This is a genomic window from Streptomyces sp. NPDC002513 (genome assembly GCF_053595355.1).
Map to the genome: position 1 here is coordinate 1 of NZ_JBSFXK010000046.1, position 16,362 is coordinate 16,362.

The following is a 16,362-nucleotide window of genomic DNA, read 5'->3' on the forward strand; positions in this document are numbered from 1 at the left end:
CCAACTTGAGCCTAGAGAACTCAAAGGATGGCAGGAGACGGCGTGTTTCCCGTATCAGGGCTGGTCAGGGCACCCACGCATGCGGCAGGAGAGCCTTCAAAGGGGCGTCCCACTCGATGCCACCCCCTCTCGGGCGGATGTACACGGTTTGGCTGACGACCCGTCCGGTCTCCTTCACGCGCTCCTCGATCACGCCCTGGAGTTCACCTGTGCGTCCCGAGGCCGTGTCTTCGACGAGCGTGCCCTGCGGGTACGGCAGCTCGCCGTGGCTCAGCATCGTTGATGGCTTCTCTGTTTGTGCCATGCCCCCTCGTCCCAATCTGCGTATACGTGTGTCATCAAAGAGAACTCCCGCTGCGCGAAACCAACTTGCACAGCTCTTGCACAACGGCCGGGTGCCGGAGGGGCGGGGTGAGACGATGGGACGTAACGGAAGTCGAGCGGGGAAGACGCAGATATGAGCGCGATCAACATTCCCGGACCCGGTACGAACGTGGCTGTCTGCCGCAAGGAACGCGGCCTCAGTCAGGTCGCTCTTGCTCGGCGGGCGGGCGTGTCGGTTTCACTACTCAGCAAGATCGAGGTCGGCGACCGCGCGCTCACCCAGGGCATCGCTGCGGCCCTCGCGCAGGCCATGGGGCTCACCCTTGACGAGTTGCTGGGCACGGAGCCGGTCGCCAAGACAGATGAGGCCGGCCTGGCCGCCCTGAACTTCGCCATCCGGCGCTTCGACGTCCCGGATGCCCCGCCATCGCACCCCGAGGATCTGCCGCGCGAACTGGCGGCGCTGAACGAGCACCGCTACCACACTGAGCTGGGGGCTGTCCTCCAGAAGCTGCCCGGAGTGCTCACAAGGTCAACCAACTACGCGCACGTCACCCAGTCGCCGGACGCCTGGACCCGCGTTGCCGACACGTACTCGGTGGTGTACTGGCTGGCCGCCCGGTTCCGGTGGATGCACCTCGCGGAACTGGCGGTCATGAAGCAGCGGCTGGCCTCCGAGCGTGCCCACCCGATCGCCGCCACGTTGGCCGCCCGCGACGAAGCCGGGACCTTCCTCAACTCGGGCGATTTCGCAGGTGGGTTGGCCATCGTTGATCGCGCGATCGTCGAAGCCGAGTCGACTCTTGAGGGACGCGACCGTGCGTTCGGTCTGGGCATCCTGCACCTGCGCGGGCTGACGCTGGCCGGTCGACTCAAGGACGAGGCCGTCGCCGAGGAGCACATCCGGGCAGCCTGGCGAACGGCTGAGGAGTACGGCGAGGACGCCGACGAGCACGGCATCCACTTCGGGCCGGATCAGACCGCCACCCACGTCATCTCGACGTACTCAGACATGGACCGGCATCGCCGGGCACTGGACACCGCCGATGACCTCATCCGGGAGGGCACGACGCTGCCCGCGACCCGCATCGGCCCCCTGCACATGAACCTGGGCCGGTCGCATCTGGCCCTGGGAGACCGGGACTCCGCCCTCGAAGCGCTCGAGGAAGCCTGGAACGTCGCCCCCGAGATGGCCCGGGTCCACCCGACGAGCCAAGAGCTGATGCGTGTACTGACCTCGCTGCACCGCCGGAGCAATCCGAGGCTGACCCGCCTCGCCAAGCGCGCGGGCATGCCTTTCTGACCTGCTTGTGCCTTCTCATGACGTTGGTGCCACGGTCACGATCACTGCGCGGCGGGGTTGTCGTGGTCGTTGAGAAGGGGGCTGTGGCGTTCTGCAAGTGGGCCAACGCCGAGATCTTCACGCATGAGCCGGCGCATCTTGGCGGCTGCTTTGCCGCGTGCCTCCCAGCGGGCGCGATCCTCTGGACTGCTGACAGCAGTGCCGTCGATGTAGCCGTCGCAGATACGTCGTAGGCAGTGGAACACGCTGTTGGAGGCCTTGACGACGGGTTGGGGCGCGATGAGCCACATCCGTTCCGACGCGATGGCTATGCCTGAATCCCGAAAGGCCTCGCGCAGCGCAAGCGCCCGCTCGTCGTCGGAAGGGTGCTCTCGCTCGGCCAAGGTCCGCAGGGTCTCACCGAGGACCTTCACGGCGGCGGTGTACTGCGTGTAGATGTCGAGCCGCAGCCGAAGAACCTCTTTGTCGTCCTCGTGCTTCCACCGATTCCGATCGGCGATGAGAGTGGCGACGATGCCGATCGCGGCCCCGGCCAGGGTGGAGAGCAGTGGCAACCAGTCCATGCGGGCCAGCTTGGGCCATCCCCTGCTGGCGGCACCAGGTGGGTTTCGAGGACGAACCTGTACCGCCGGCGCCGAGACCACCCGACGCTGACAGTCACAGAGCTAGCCGGCGTAGGGGTTGCCGCCGAGCCAGGTGGTGCCGTCGATCAGTTCGCGGACCGCGTCCAAGTGGCCGCTGTGGCAGGCGACTTCGGTGAGCACGTGGATCAGGATGTGCCGCACGTCAGGCAGCCGCCAGGTCGGCCAGATCTCCACGGGCCAGGCGAAGGGCTCCTGTTCGGGTGCGGCGGCGGCGAGCACGGCGTCCGCGCGCGCGATGGCCGCCCGGTAGTCCGCGAAGACCTCCTCGGTGCTCATCCCCTCGGGTACGTACCAGTGCGCCTCCGCGCCTGCCATGAGCTGTCCGGCCACATCCGGCTCGCCCGCGATCACCCCGGGGAACCAGAAGCGCTCGACATCCACGGTGAGATGGCGCAGCAATGCCAGACAGCTCCAGCCACTGGGCAGCACCGGCCGCCGCAGATCCTCCTCCGAGAGCCCTTCGAGGATCCCGAGGACGTGCTCGCGCTGGCGGTCCAGGGCGCCCTTGAGGGCGTCGAGTTCGGCGTTCACCGGGCGGCGCACAGTTCGACGAGGCGTTCCAGCGTGCTCGCCATGTGCGTCTGCCACCAGGCGCGCCCGCTGTCCACTTCCGCGCGTTTGTCCTCCGGCATGCGCGAACCGTCGAAGATCTCGGTCACCACCGTCGCCCCGGCCCCGTCCGGGAGCAGGTCGAAGATCCACCGGTGGCCCCACGCGGCCCCGGGCGCGGTGGCATCCGGGTGCCCGCGACCGGGCCTCGGCTCCCAGCCGATGCGGCGGTCCGGCTCGTACTCGACGACGTGGTTGTTCATCTCGTAGTCACCGTAGCGCTCGTAGTACATCCGCATCACGAAGACGTCCCCGACGCCCGAGACCACGGCGTCAAAGACGCCACCGCGCAGCATCCCCGAGCCGTCGAGGTCCGGGTGCCGTCCGGGGTCGGCCAGGATCCGGAAGATGTCCTCCGCCGGGGCCTTGATGCGCCGGGACACCACCACCACGGGCTCGCCTGTCGTACTCGTCATCCGCGTGCCTCCGTCAACCGCAGAGCATGAACCTGACTCCGGCCTGGACGCTACAGCGGGGGTACGACAACGCCTGGCCGAGCGCGTACGAGCCCCGCCCTGCACGCACTCCCACCGAACCAGTTCTGTCGCCAGCACCACACGCCGTCAAGTGCGCGGCGATCTCCTCCGGCAGTGCTCGCGCCATCGCGCGGCCCACCTCCGCCGTCGGCTGCCGCACCCTGGTCAGCGGCGGCCCGGTGTGCCGCGCGATCGGCGAGTCCTCGAAGCCGATCAGCGCCGCGCCGTCCGGCACCCGCCGACCCGGCAAACCTTCCCGGTCAAAGCACTGAATCGCTGATGGGAGCACAGCGCAGATCCGACACACCCTGCGCACTCCGGAAACCGGGTGCATGGGAGGGTCCCGTGACGGATCATGGCGGCATGCCCGCGAACCCGCACGATGCTCTGCCGATCCGGCTCAACGTCGATGACAGCGACTCGCCGTCCGACGTCGTCGACGCGCTGTTCCTCGGCCGTTTCGCGACGGGCGAGCAGCCGTACTCCCACGCGGCGAACATCGACCGCGTACGCTCCGGGGCCACGCTCCTGCCGCCGGACGCCCGGGTGCTGCGCATCGCCCGGGACGACGACCGCAGCGCGACCCTCGCGGAGGGCGACGGCTGGACCCTGCTGGTCTCCCGCTGGAACCGCGGCGCGGACGTCACGGTGACGGCCACCAGCGCCGAGCTGGCCGAACAGGTGCTCGGCCGGGCCACGGACGGCGCGGCGGACGAGCCGGAGCCGCAGCCGGAGAACGTGACGATGGGCTTCTGGTACGTGTCCCCGAGGCGCGGCCCGCACCGTACGACACGGCAGATCTCGGCGGGCACCTGGGAGGAGGTCCGCGCGAACTACACGGCACCGGTGGCGGACGCCATGGACCGGCTGATGAAGACGACCCCGCAGGACATCGCGGGCCGGCTGCTGCTGCTCCACGGCCCGCCGGGCACGGGCAAGACATCGGCGCTGCGGACGCTGGCCCGCTCCTGGCGGGACTGGTGCCAGGTGGACTGCGTCCTGGACCCCGAGCGGCTCTTCAGTGACGTCGGCTATCTGATGGACATCGCGATCGGCGAGGAGGACGCGGCCGGCAAGGGCCGCTGGCGGCTGCTCCTGCTGGAGGACTGCGACGAACTGATCCGCGGCGAGGCGCGGCACACCGCGGGCCAGGCGCTGTCCCGCCTGCTGAACCTGACGGACGGACTGCTGGGGCAGGGCAGGAACGTCCTGGTGGGCGTCACGACCAACGAGGACCTGGAGCGTCTGCACCCGGCCGTCGTACGCCCCGGCCGCTGTCTGGCCCGTATCGAGGTCGGCCCGCTGACCCGCGCGGAGGCGGTGAGCTGGCTCGACCGGGAGGACGGCGTGGGCCGCGACGGCGCGACCCTCGCGGAGCTGTACGCGCTGCGCCGGGGGACGTCACCGGCGTCGGTGCCCGACCAGCGGGCGGGGGCGGACTCGGGGCTGTATCTGTAGCCCGCCCCGCCTGTGGACGGCGAAGGCCGGTGCTTTGATGGAGGTATGACCCTGTTCGTCGGTACGTCGGGATGGCAGTACCGGGACTGGCGTGACGTTCTGTACCCGGCCGGCCTGCCCGTGCGCCTGTGGCTGGAGGAGTACGCGACACGGTTCGCCACGGTCGAGATCAACAACGCGTTCTACCGGCTGCCGTCCCGGGAGACCTTCGAGAGCTGGCGGGAGCGGGTGCCGCCGGGGTTCGTGGTCGCGGTGAAGGCGAGCCGCTATCTGACCCACATCAAGCGTCTGCGCGACCCCGGGGAACCGGTGCACCGTCTGATGGACCACGCGGCCGGTCTCGGCGACCGTCTCGGCCCGGTCCTCCTCCAGCTTCCGCCCACCCTGCGCGCCGATCCGGTCCTCCTCGACGACTGCCTCGCCTGCTTCCCGGCGGGCACCCGGGTCGCGGTCGAACCCCGGCACGACTCCTGGTGGACGCCCCGGGTGCGCGAGGTGCTCGCGGCCCGGGGCGCGGCGCTGTGCTGGGCCGACGTGCTCTCCCGCCCGGTCACCCCGCTGTGGCGGACCACCGGCTGGGGCTACGTCCGCTTCCACGCGGGCCGCGCCCAGCCGTGGCCGCGGTACGGCCACCGGTCCCTGACGTCCTGGGTCCGGCGTATCGCCGAGACCTGGCCCGACGAGCGGGACGTCCGGGACGGCCGGGACGTCCGGGACGGCCGGGACGTCTACGTCTACTTCAACAACGACCTGCACGCGGCGGCGGTCCTGGACGCGACGGCCTTCGCCCGCGTGGCGACGGCGGCGGGCCTCCGGGTGACCCGGGCCCCGCGAAGCCTGCCGGCACCGGCAAAGACAGCGGGAACGGCCCGGTAGCCCGCCGCCGGCGACGGCGAGCGCCCGGCGGTGCCGGACCCTCCCCCGCCGCTGTCCGGGCGGCGACGGCTCAGTCCTCGTAGGCCGCCCGCAGAGCGTCCCGGACCGCGGCCAGCGCCTCCTCCTCGCCCAGCCCCAGCCGTCGTACCCGTTCGGCGTAGGCGGACGCGGCGGCCGCCGCCTCCCGCTCCGCGGCCGAGCCCGCCGCGGCCACGAACGTCCCGTTGCGCCCCCGCGTCTCGATCACCCCGTCGGCCTCCAGCGCCCGGTACGCCTTGGCGACCGTGTTCGCCGCGAGACCGAGGGACTCGGCGAGCCCCCGTACGGTCGGCAGCCGGTAGCCCACCGGCAGCACCCCCGACCGGGCCTGCTCGGAGATCTGCGCCCGTACCTGCTCGTACGGCGGTGCGCTCCCGCCCATCCGGATCTTCAACGTCACGAACCGATTCTCCCGCACCCGCCGGAAAACGAGAGGCATCCCCGCGCCCCGCCCGCGTACCGTGCGCTCTTGTGACAGTGACCGTGAACGCGTTCGAAGCCGCGGACCAGGTGGAGGTCGTCCTGGTCAAGGCGGGTCGTACGAAGATCCGTTACCCGGCCGGGCTGCTCCACGACGACGGCACCCGGATCGCCGTACGGGCCCCGTGGGCCGGCGACGGCGTCCGTGACTTCGGCTTCGTGCGGTTCGAGCCCGGTGACGTCTTCACCGAGTACTACTGGCGCGACCGGTGGTACGCGGTGAAGGAGGTCCGGGACGGGCGGGGCACCCTGAAGGGCTGGTACTGCGACATCACCCGCCCGGCCGTCCGCTCCGGCGGCGCACTGGTCGTCGAGGACCTCGACCTGGACCTGTGGCGCTCCGCGGACGGCGCGACCGTGCTCCGCCTCGACGAGGACGAGTTCGCGGCGAGCGGCCTCACGCGGACGGACCCGGCGGCCGCCGTACAAGCCCTGGACACCCTCGAACTCCTCGCACGCGGTGGCGACTTCGAGGCGCTGCTGGCCTGAACGGGACGTCCGGAGGGCGGAACGGTCAGGTCACCGCCACCACCGCGTACCGCTCGTCGTCCACCTGTTTGCCCCACAGCCGGGCGTCGTCCGACAGCCGTTCGACGCGCACGTCACCGGCGAGCGGAGCGAGGAGCGCGGTCAGCCGCTCGGCGGGTATGCCCGCCGGGCTGGTGGTCCCCCACACCCCCTCGACCAGCACCAGCCGTCCCCCGGGACGCAGCAGTTCCCGCCAGTGCCGCAGGACACGGCCGGGGTCGGGCAGCGTCCACAGCACATGGCGTACGAGGACGGCGTCGAAGAACCGCGCACGGACCGGCGGGGCCGCGGCGTCGCCGACGAGGAACACGGCGTCGTGTCCGGCCAGTTTCGCCCGCGCGAGGGCGAGCATGGCCGGCGACAGGTCCACCCCCGTCACCCGGTGCCCGCGCTCGGCCGCCAGAAGTGACAGGCTCCCCGTGCCGCACCCGAGGTCCAGGACCTCACCGGGCAAGGACGGGAGCCACTCCCCCAGCCGGGCCGCCCAGGCGTCGCGCACCACGGGATCGCGCAGTCCATGGTCCGGCTCGTCGTCGAAACCGGCGGCCGCGCGGTCCCAGTCGACGGGGGCTCCTGGGGCCGCCGATGTTTCGGGTGCCTGGTTCCTGGCCATGTTCCTGGTCATATCGCTGGTCATACGGCCAGGGTGACAGCCGCCACTGACAGTCGAACGGTGACAGCCACCACAGACGGACCACGACCGATGAGGGACCCTCGCCGGAAACGTCTACCCTCGCCCCCTGCGGCACCCGGTAGGCACAAGGAGGCAGCCATGCGCCGAGTGACCGTGCACAAGCCCCTGAAGAGGACCGACTCCCGCCGGGTGCGGGAGGAGAGTGACGACCGCACCGGCGAACGCCCGGAAGTCCGGAAGGACATCGCCCGCCTCTGGTGGCCGGAGGCCTGAGCACGCGCCCGTCGCCCCTGGCCCGCCACGGAAGCCTGTCCGGTTGCTGGGGCCGGACAGGCCCCGGGGACGGCCGCAGCGGCGGGGGACGGCTGCGGACGTCTCGAGGTGGTGACCCGGGGTCAGCTGAGCGCCGAGGCACAGGTGGTGGAGGTGGCGTGCGCCGGGTCGAGGGCGTTGGCCACCTCGTGGAAGGCGATCCGGTCGGTCAGCCCGATCAGCACATGCTCGGAGAGATCGAGCCCGCACAGGTCCTGCAGCAGGACGTTGTGGACGTCGGATCCGCTCAGGAACTGGGAGCTGTACGGGGTGACCACCTCGTCGTGCTGGGTGGCGATGACCGTGTAGCGGACGCCGGGCACGGTGTCGCCGCCCGCGTTCAGCTTGGTCAGGAACGCGGAGCCGGCGATCTGGTCGGCGAGTCCGGGTGTGGACGCGGCGAGCAGGTCCTCGGCGCCGGGGAAGTAGGGCAGGAGGTTGGCGAGCCCGTCCAGCGTGGTGCCGTGGTTGTCGGGCGCGATGCCGACGAGGGCGTTCACCTTGGCGGCCCCGCCGAGGAACTTGAGGTAGTAGCGGGGCATCATGCCGCCTTGCGAATGCCCGACGATGTCGGCCTTGGCTGCGCCGGTCGCGGCGAGCACCTTGTCGACGAAGGTCTGGAGCTGGCCGGCGGATGTGGCGATGGGCCCGAGTCCGTAGAAGACGGGGACGCCCGGCAACTGGCCGTAGTCCAGGGAGAAGACGCAGTAGCCGCGGTCCTCCAGATAGGGCGCGAGGGACAGCCAGTTGTCGATGGAGTTCGCGAAGGTCCCGTGGACGAGGACGACGGGGCGGGGGTGGGCGGCGGAGGGCTTGCAGGAGTAGTCGTTCCAGCCGCTGCTCGGTGCGGCGGCTGCGTCGGCGGCGGCGGGAACGACGGTGCCCGCGATGGCCAGCAGCAGCGCTGCCAGCGGTATGAGCGCTCGTTTCCAGGGCAGCATCGGGTGATCTCCTTGCGGCTCAAGGGAGGTGCGACGGCCTAGCCCTGTGATCCGGATCACGGGATACTGGTTCACTCGTCAAGTTACGGACGAGTAGGAGACGTGTGAAGTTACGCGTCAGTAAAAAAATTGCAGCGTCGGACCACGGCTACCGTGATTCCTGGTATCGCCTCGAACGGATGTGAGGACTCATCACCGGACGGGCCTGCCGGGACCGGAGGGCGCGACGCGGAACAACTGGCCCTGGAACAGAGGGATTTCACCCTCGCCCAGCAGCTCCGCCCACGGCCGCACGGCCCCCGCTGATCCTTCGCCGCGCGAAGGCGATCACGCGGCCAGCGCCCCCGGCATCACCGCGCGCGGTCCGAACTTGGCTCGCGCGCGGTCCGCGACCTCCTCCAGACGGCGGACCTTCTCGTCCACGGGGTCGAAGGTGAGCTGGTGGGCCGCCTGTTCGGCGGGGCTCAGCCCCTCGGCGCGCAGGGCGATCACGCGGACCCGGGCACGCTGCAGCCCGAGCGCCTCGTACATGCGGTACCCCTCCGCGGTGAGCGCCGCCGAGTGCGCGGTCGGCTCGGCGAGGGTGCGGCTGCGGGTCGTCGAGGAACGGTCGGCGTAGCGCACGGTGAGGGTGAGCGTGCGGGACACCCGGTCCAGGCCGCGCAGCCGGGCACCCAGCTCCTCGGCGGCCGACAGCAGGGCGCGCCGGTGCCGGTCCGGGTCCAGTTCGTCGCGGGTGAAGGGGCGTTCGGCAGCTAGAGTGGGGGTCCCCCCGCTCGAGCGAAGTCGAGAGTGGGGGAGGGAGACGGCGTTGGGTACGACCCGGCCGCGGTCGACGCCGTTCGCCTTCTCGTGCAGTTCACGGCCCGCCCGGACACCGACCAGCCGCTGCACCGTCGACAGGGGCGCGGCGGCGACCTTGCCGACGGTGTCGAGCCCGTACTCGCACAGGGTGCGGGCGGTGACGCCGCCGACCCCGGGCAGTGTCCTGACCGGCAGTCCGCCGAGGAACTCCCGGACGGCGCCGGGCGCCTCGGGCACCACGCGGACCGCGCCGGGCGCCGCCTCCCGCAGGGCCATACGGGCCAGCATGGGTCCGGGCCCGGCCCCGATCGCGCAGTCCACCCCGTGGTGGGCGAGGGCCCGTACGCGGATCAGCGCGGCCAGTTCGGCGGCGTCCCGCCCGAAGTACCGCTCGGCGCCCCGCAGATCGGCGAGCGCCCCGTCGGGCGGCAGCGCCTCGACGACGGGGGTGAACTCCTCCAGGAGTCCGAGCAGCCCCGGCAGGGCCGCCTCGTACATCGGCGGCAGTTGGAAACGTACGCAGAGGATGGTCATCCCGCACTCCCCGGACTCTGGTGCCACAGCTTCTTTCCGCCCGCCGGGCCTTCGCCCGCGGGACGCAGATCGGCCCAGGGGTTCATCTCGTACCCCGTGGACATCCGGATGCGGCGGCCCTTCGCCGCATCGCCGCCGCCGTCACCGCCGCCGTCACCGCCGCCGCCGTCCGGCTGCCGCGGCGCGGGCTCCGCCAGCCGCGCCGCCACCACGTCGAGGCCGCCCTCGGCGCGCAGCTCGGCCAGTTCGGCGAGGTTCCAGGCGGCGGAGCCCACCACGCTGAGGCTGCGCGGTCCCCGGCGCTGCACCACCCCGCGCACCAGCAGCAGCCAGGAGTGGAAGACGGTGTGGGCGCAGGCGTCGTGGGAGTCGTCGAAGAAGGCGAGGTCGACCAGGCCCGTGCCGTCGTCGAGCGTGCTGAAGACGACCCGCTTGCCGGAGCGGATCGGCGGGGTCTGGGTGGCCGCCTTGGCGCCCGCGACCAGTACCGTCTCGCCGTGCCGCGCCGCGCGCAGCCGGCGGGCCGACACCACGCCCAGTTCGTCGAGGAAGGCGCGGTGGTCGTCCATCAGATTGCGTGAGGCGTCCATGGAGAGCACGCCCAGCTCGGCGCTGAGCCGTTCCGCCGGGGAGAGGTCGGGCAGCCCGGCGGAGGCCGTCCTGCGCCCGCCCGCCAGAGGGAGCTGGCCGCCACCCGCGCCCCGGGCGCCCCGGTGCAGTTCGGTCAGGTGCAGTTGCAGATCGCGGCGGTTGGCGCCGAACGCGTCCAGCCCGCCGACCTGCGCGAGCCGCTGGGCGACGGGGCGGCTCGGCCGGGCCCGTTCCCAGAAGTCGAGCAGGGAGGAGTACGGCTGCCCGGCCTCGATCCGCCGCGCCTCGGCCTCGCTGATGCCGTGCACATCGCACAGGGCGAGCCGGAGCCCCCACCGTCCGGCGGAACCTCTTTTTTCAGACACCAGTTCGATACGGTGGGCGACCCCCGACCTGTTCACGTCCAACGGCAGGATCGGCACCCCCCGCCGCCGCGCGTCCGCCAGCAGCAGCCGCTTCGGATACATCCCGGGGTCGTGCGTGAGCAGGCCCGCGTAGAAGGCGGCCGGGTGATGGGCCTTCAGCCACGCCGACTGGTACGTCGGCACGGCGAAGGCGACCGCATGCGCCTTGCAGAAGCCGTACGAGCCGAACGCCTCGACGATCTCCCAGGTGCGCTGAATCGTTTCCGCGTCGTATCCGTTCGCCGTCGCCTGCTGGGCGAACCAGACCCGGATCCGCCCCTGCGACTCCGGATCGGACAGCCCGCGCCGCACCCGGTCCGCCTCGTCGCGCCCGCAGCCGGTCATGATGTCCAGGAGGTGGATGACCTGCTCGTGGAAGACGACGACGCCGTACGTCTCCCTCAGCGGCTCCTCCAGGTCAGGGTGCGGATAGCGGACGGGCGCCCGCCCGTGGCGCGCCTCGATGAACGGCCGCACCATGTCGGCCGCGACCGGACCGGGCCGGAACAGCGAGATGTCGACGACCAGGTCGTGGAAGCCGGCCGGCTGGAGCCGGCCGACCAGGTCCCGCTGACCCGGCGACTCGATCTGGAAGCAGCCCAGGGTCTCGGTGGAGCGGATGAGGTGGTACGTCGCCGGGTCGCCCGGCGCCAGGGCGTCCAGGTCGATCCGCTCCCCCGAGGCCCGCTCCACCTCCGCGACCGCGTGCGCCATGGCGGACTGCATCCGCACCCCGAGCACATCGAGCTTGAGCAGCCCCAGCTCCTCGACGTCGTCCTTGTCGAACTGGGACATGGGGAAGCCCTCGCCGCTGGTCGGCATGACCGGCGTACGGGCGAGGAGGGAGGCGTCGGAGAGCAGGACTCCGCACGGGTGCATGGCGACTCCGCGCGGCAGGGCGTCCAGGGCCTCGACCAGGTCCCACAGCCTGCCGTACTTCTCCCCCTCCTGCCGGACCTCCCCCGCCAGCCGCCTGAGCTCGGGCAGTTCCTCCAGCGCCGCGCGGGCGTCGCGAGCACGGATGTGCGGGAAGGACTTGGCGATGCGGTCGATGTCGGCCGGATCCATGGACAGGGCCGCGCCCACGTCACGGATCGCGTGGCGGACGCGGTACGTCTCCGGCATCGCGACCGTCGCGACCCGCTCGGTGCCGAACCGGCCGATGATCGCGCGGTAGACCTCCAGCCGGCGGGCGGACTCCACGTCGATGTCGATGTCGGGCAGGGCCAGACGGCGCTTGGACAGGAAGCGCTCCATCAGCAGCCCGTGCTCGACCGGGTCGGCGTGCGCGATGCCGAGCAGATGGTTGACGAGGGAGCCCGCGCCGGAACCGCGGGCGGCGACCCGGATGCCCATCTTCCGGACGTCGTCCACGACCTGGGCGACCGTGAGGAAGTAGGACGCGAAGCCGTGGTGGGCGATGATCTCCAGTTCGTCGTGCATCCGCTCCCAGTAGGCCCGCCGGGTGTCGTAGCCCCGCAGCACCATGCCCGCCGCCGCCCGGGAGGCGAGCGCGCGCTGGGCGGTGCGGCGGCCGGCGCCGACGAGGTGCGACTCGGGGAAGTGGACCGTGCCGATGCCGAGGTCGTCCTCGGGGTCCACCCGGCACTCGGCGGCCGTCAACCGGGTCTGCTCCAGCAGGCGGTGGGCGGTGTCGCGGCGGTACCCGGCGGCCTCGACGACCCGCTCGGCGGCCGTCAGCATGGACGGCGCGTCCTTGAGCCAGGCCTCCCCGGAGTCCAGTTCCCTGGTGGGGTCGACGGGAACGAGCCGGCGGGCGGCGTCCAGGACGTCGGCGACCGGGCCGAGGCCGGGGTCGGCGTACCGGACGGCGTTGCTGAGCACGGGGCGCACCCGCTGCTCGGCGGCGAAGCCGACGGTGCGGGCGGCCAGGCGCAGGGAGCCGGGGCCGGTGCCGGTGCGGCCGTGCCAGACGGCCTCCAGGCGCAGGGCGTCGCCGTAGACCTCCCGCCAGGGCGCGAGGAGCCTCGCCGCACGGTCCGGGCGCCCCGCGGCGAGGGCCCGGCCCACGTCGGACTCGGGGCCGAGCAGGACGGTCAGTCCGTCGGCGTGGTTGTCGGCCCAGGGCAGCAGCGGGGTGCCCGCGGACGGGGAGTGGGCGGCGGTGACCAGCCGGCACAGGCCGGCCCAGCCGCGGGCGCCGTCCCGGGCGAGGAAGACCGCGCGGGGTGTCGACTCGTCGATGAAGGCACCCCCGCGCACGGGGACACGGCGCCTCCCCCGAGCTCTCGGCTCCTCCCCCGCTCGATCCGGGGGACCCCCATGGCCGAGGGGGGCCTCCCTCCGCCGTACGGGCTCGGGTGCCGCCACCGCCAGTTCCGCTCCGAACAGCGGCCGTACGCCCGCCGCCGCACAGGCCCGGGCGAAGCGGACCGTGCCCGCGAGGGTGTCCCGGTCGGTGAGCGCGAGGGCGTCCATGCCCAGCTCACCGGCACGCTCGGCCAGCCGCTCCGGGTGCGATGCGCCGTAGCGCAGGGAGAACCCGGAGACGGTGTGCAGATGCGTGAAGCCCGGCACCCGCACCTCCCGTAGCCGTGAGCCCCGTCGGTGACTCTCGAACGTCCGTTCCCATCCCCCCCATCCCCACCTTAGACCAATTTTCGAACTAGCGTGCGACATCTATCTGTCCCCGCCTCACCTGCGCAAACGGCGGATGCGGGTCCGGGGGCTACGCTTCGGCGGGTGCGCTGCCGTTCCCCATGCGGCAGACCAGAGGCGGGAGCGGCGGGTGAGGTGAGTCGTCGCCGCGACCACACCGCCGGACGAGAACCGGATGTACAGCGCGAAACCGGTCGGACCGAGCCAAGTGATGCCGACGGAGACCGCGGGCGGCCCCGCGGGACAGACAGAGGGAGACACGACAGACATGGCCCAGAGGACGGACACACAGCCGCCCGCGCCGCACGTCGCCGACAGCCACGACCTGATCCGTGTGCACGGCGCACGCGAGAACAACCTCAAGGACGTCAGCATCGAGATCCCCAAGCGCCGGCTGACGGTGTTCACCGGCGTCTCCGGCTCGGGCAAGAGTTCGCTGGTGTTCGACACGATCGCCGCGGAGTCGCAGCGGCTGATCAACGAGACCTACAGCGCCTTCGTGCAGGGCTTCATGCCGACCCTGACGCGGCCCGAGGTCGACGTCCTCGACGGGCTGACCACCGCGATCATCGTCGACCAGCAGCGGATGGGCGCCAACCCCCGCTCCACGGTCGGCACCGCCACCGACGCCAACGCGATGCTGCGCATCCTCTTCAGCCGGCTCGGGGAACCCCACATCGGCCCGCCCAGCGCGTACGCCTTCAACGTCCCCTCGGTCCGGGCGAGCGGCGCGATCACCGTCGAGCGCGGTGCCCACAAGACCGAGAAGGCGACCTTCACCCGCACCGGCGGCATGTGTCCGCGCTGCGAAGGCCGGGGCACGGTCTCCGACCTCGACCTCACCCGGCTCTACGACGACTCCAAGTCGCTCACCGAGGGCGCGATCACCGTCCCCGGCTACAAGCCGGGCGGCTGGAACTACCGGCTCTACAGCGAGTCGGGCTTCTACGACCCGGACAAGCCGATCCGCGACTTCACCGAGAAGGAGCTGCACGACTTCCTCCACCGCGAGCCGACCAGGATGAAGATCGCGGGGATCAACATGACCTACGAGGGGCTGATCCCCCGGATCCAGAAGTCGATGCTCGCCAAGGACCGGGAGGCGATGCAGCCGCACATCCGGGAGTTCGTGGACCGGGCGGTCACCTTCACCACCTGTCCCGACTGCGACGGGACCCGGCTCAGCGAGGGAGCCCGGTCGTCGAGGATCAAGGGGATCAGCATCGCCGACGCGTGCGCGATGCAGATCAGCGACCTGGCCCAGTGGGTCCGCGGCCTCGACGAGCCGTCGGTGGCGCCGCTGCTCGCCACGTTGCAGCACACCCTCGACTCGTTCACGGAGATCGGGCTCGGCTATCTCGCGCTCGACCGGCCGTCGGGCACGCTGTCGGGCGGCGAGGCACAGCGCACCAGGATGATCCGCCACCTCGGCTCCTCGCTCACCGACGTCACCTACGTCTTCGACGAGCCCACCACGGGCCTGCACCCCCATGACATCCAGCGGATGAACGGCCTGCTGCTGCGGCTGCGGGACAAGGGCAACACGGTGCTCGTCGTGGAGCACAAGCCGGAGGTCATCGCGATCGCCGACCACGTCGTCGACCTCGGCCCCGGCGCCGGTACGGCGGGCGGCACCGTCTGCTTCGAGGGCACCGTCGAGGGGCTGCGGGCCGGCGGCACCCTCACCGGCCGCCATCTCGACGACCGGGCCTCCACCAAGGAGACGGTGCGCAAGCCCACCGGCACACTGGCGGTCCGCGGTGCGACGACACACAACCTGCGGGGCATCGACGTCGACATCCCGCTCGGCGTGCTGACCGTCATCACCGGCGTCGCCGGCTCCGGCAAGAGCTCGCTGGTCCACGGGTCGATACCCGCCGACGCGGACGTGGTCTCGGTCGACCAGGGCGCGATCCGCGGCTCCAGGCGGAGCAACCCGGCGACCTACACCGGACTCCTCGACCCGATCCGCAAGGCGTTCGCCAAGGCCAACGGCGTGAAGCCGGCACTGTTCAGCGCCAACTCCGAGGGCGCCTGCCCCACCTGCAACGGCGCCGGCGTCATCTACACCGACCTGGCGATGATGGCCGGCGTCGCCACCACCTGTGAGGACTGCGAGGGGAAGCGGTTCGAGGCATCGGTCCTCGAGTACCACCTCGGCGGCCGCGACATCAGCGAGGTGCTGGAGATGTCGGTGACCGAGGCCGAGGAGTTCTTCGGCGCCGGCGAGGCGCGCACCCCCGCCGCGCACCGCGTCCTTCAACGCCTCGCCGACGTCGGGCTCGGCTACCTCGCCATCGGCCAGCCGCTCACCACGCTGTCCGGCGGCGAGCGGCAGCGGCTCAAGCTGGCCACGCACATGGCGGAGAAGGGCGGTGTCTACGTCCTCGACGAGCCGACCGCCGGTCTCCACCTCGCCGACGTCGAGCAACTGCTCGGCCTGCTCGACCGGCTCGTCGACTCCGGCAAGTCGGTCATCGTGGTCGAACACCACCAGGCGGTCATGGCGCACGCCGACTGGATCATCGACCTCGGCCCGGGGGCCGGCCACGACGGCGGCCGGATCGTCTTCGAGGGCACCCCCGCCGACCTCGTCGCCGCCCGCTCCACCCTCACCGGCGAGCACCTCGCGGCCTACGTCGGCGCCTGACCGGGACGCTCGCGGTTCCGGGCACCGCAGTCCGGGGCGCTCGCGGTTCCGGGCGCTCGCCGGTCCGGGCCACCGAGGCGGAGGGCGGCTCACGCCGAACGGTCCCGCCCCCGAACGCGCGGGGCGGGAGCGTCGT

The 16,362-nt window shown here is 71.8% G+C and carries 16 protein-coding genes; 6 read left to right on the forward strand and 10 right to left on the reverse strand.

Translation table 11 applies throughout. From position 1 onward, the window contains the following. Positions 1-64: 64 nt before the first annotated feature. Complete coding sequence (locus ACWD5Q_RS25610; protein WP_451429382.1) at positions 65-277, reverse strand: hypothetical protein; 213 nt, start codon at positions 275-277, stop codon at positions 65-67. 180 nt (positions 278-457) lie between these two features. Between ACWD5Q_RS25610 and ACWD5Q_RS25615 the strand changes: the two genes are divergently transcribed. Further along, complete coding sequence (locus tag ACWD5Q_RS25615) at positions 458-1,627, forward strand: helix-turn-helix domain-containing protein (protein WP_451429383.1); 1,170 nt, start codon at positions 458-460, stop codon at positions 1,625-1,627. Between the two features lie 41 nt (positions 1,628-1,668). On the opposite strand, the gene ACWD5Q_RS25620 is transcribed toward ACWD5Q_RS25615, so the two are convergent. The 4 genes from ACWD5Q_RS25620 to ACWD5Q_RS25635 form a co-directional block, all read right to left on the reverse strand. After that, positions 1,669-2,190: a hypothetical protein gene (locus ACWD5Q_RS25620; RefSeq protein ID WP_451429384.1), complete on the reverse strand. Its 522-nt coding sequence runs from the start codon at positions 2,188-2,190 to the stop codon at positions 1,669-1,671. 102 nt (positions 2,191-2,292) lie between these two features. Then, entirely contained in the window at positions 2,293-2,802 is a 510-nt protein-coding gene (locus tag ACWD5Q_RS25625; protein WP_451429385.1) for a DinB family protein, read from the reverse strand. Further along, complete coding sequence (locus tag ACWD5Q_RS25630; protein ID WP_451429386.1) at positions 2,799-3,296, reverse strand: SRPBCC family protein; 498 nt, start codon at positions 3,294-3,296, stop codon at positions 2,799-2,801. Before ACWD5Q_RS25630 ends, ACWD5Q_RS25625 begins: the two co-directional genes overlap by 4 nt. 13 nt (positions 3,297-3,309) lie before the next feature. Further along, on the reverse strand, positions 3,310-3,591 hold the full coding sequence (locus ACWD5Q_RS25635; RefSeq protein WP_451429387.1) for a substrate-binding domain-containing protein: 282 nt from the start codon (positions 3,589-3,591) through the stop codon (positions 3,310-3,312). Between the two features lie 128 nt (positions 3,592-3,719). On the opposite strand from ACWD5Q_RS25635, the gene ACWD5Q_RS25640 reads away from it, so the two are divergent. Together ACWD5Q_RS25640 and ACWD5Q_RS25645 are read left to right on the forward strand one after the other, a co-directional pair. Next, positions 3,720-4,814: a DUF5925 domain-containing protein gene (locus ACWD5Q_RS25640; RefSeq protein ID WP_451429388.1), complete on the forward strand. Its 1,095-nt coding sequence runs from the start codon at positions 3,720-3,722 to the stop codon at positions 4,812-4,814. A 45-nt stretch (positions 4,815-4,859) separates the two neighbouring features. After that, positions 4,860-5,690 carry a DUF72 domain-containing protein gene (locus ACWD5Q_RS25645; protein ID WP_451429389.1) on the forward strand — a complete coding sequence of 277 codons (831 nt, stop codon included), beginning with the start codon at positions 4,860-4,862 and terminating at the stop codon, positions 5,688-5,690. 70 nt (positions 5,691-5,760) lie between these two features. Here the strand turns inward: ACWD5Q_RS25645 and ACWD5Q_RS25650 are convergent, their stop codons facing one another. Next, positions 5,761-6,129, reverse strand: coding sequence for a GntR family transcriptional regulator (locus ACWD5Q_RS25650; RefSeq protein WP_451429390.1), 369 nt, complete (start codon positions 6,127-6,129; stop codon positions 5,761-5,763). A 77-nt stretch (positions 6,130-6,206) separates the two neighbouring features. Here ACWD5Q_RS25650 and ACWD5Q_RS25655 point away from each other — a divergent pair, with 77 nt between their 5' ends. Further along, a complete protein-coding gene (locus tag ACWD5Q_RS25655) occupies positions 6,207-6,698 on the forward strand; it encodes a DUF402 domain-containing protein (RefSeq protein ID WP_451429433.1) in 492 nt (163 codons plus the stop codon). A 25-nt stretch (positions 6,699-6,723) separates the two neighbouring features. Here ACWD5Q_RS25655 and ACWD5Q_RS25660 read toward each other — a convergent pair whose 3' ends face one another. After that, positions 6,724-7,350, reverse strand: coding sequence for a class I SAM-dependent methyltransferase (locus ACWD5Q_RS25660; protein WP_451429434.1), 627 nt, complete (start codon positions 7,348-7,350; stop codon positions 6,724-6,726). 159 nt (positions 7,351-7,509) lie between these two features. On the opposite strand from ACWD5Q_RS25660, the gene ACWD5Q_RS25665 reads away from it, so the two are divergent. Continuing rightward, complete coding sequence (locus tag ACWD5Q_RS25665; protein WP_451429391.1) at positions 7,510-7,644, forward strand: hypothetical protein; 135 nt, start codon at positions 7,510-7,512, stop codon at positions 7,642-7,644. Between the two features lie 122 nt (positions 7,645-7,766). Here the strand turns inward: ACWD5Q_RS25665 and ACWD5Q_RS25670 are convergent, their stop codons facing one another. The 3 genes from ACWD5Q_RS25670 to ACWD5Q_RS25680 form a co-directional block, all read right to left on the reverse strand. Further along, positions 7,767-8,624: an esterase/lipase family protein gene (locus ACWD5Q_RS25670; protein WP_451429392.1), complete on the reverse strand. Its 858-nt coding sequence runs from the start codon at positions 8,622-8,624 to the stop codon at positions 7,767-7,769. A 327-nt stretch (positions 8,625-8,951) separates the two neighbouring features. Next, a complete protein-coding gene (locus tag ACWD5Q_RS25675) occupies positions 8,952-9,962 on the reverse strand; it encodes a DNA polymerase Y family protein (RefSeq protein ID WP_451429393.1) in 1,011 nt (336 codons plus the stop codon). Next, positions 9,959-13,495: a DNA polymerase III subunit alpha gene (locus tag ACWD5Q_RS25680; RefSeq protein ID WP_451429394.1), complete on the reverse strand. Its 3,537-nt coding sequence runs from the start codon at positions 13,493-13,495 to the stop codon at positions 9,959-9,961. The genes ACWD5Q_RS25675 and ACWD5Q_RS25680 overlap by 4 nt, the downstream gene beginning before the upstream one ends. A 349-nt stretch (positions 13,496-13,844) precedes the next feature. Between ACWD5Q_RS25680 and ACWD5Q_RS25685 the strand changes: the two genes are divergently transcribed. Further along, positions 13,845-16,226, forward strand: a complete 2,382-nt coding sequence (locus tag ACWD5Q_RS25685) for an ATP-binding cassette domain-containing protein (RefSeq protein WP_451429395.1) — start codon at positions 13,845-13,847, stop codon at positions 16,224-16,226. Positions 16,227-16,362: the final 136 nt, after the last annotated feature.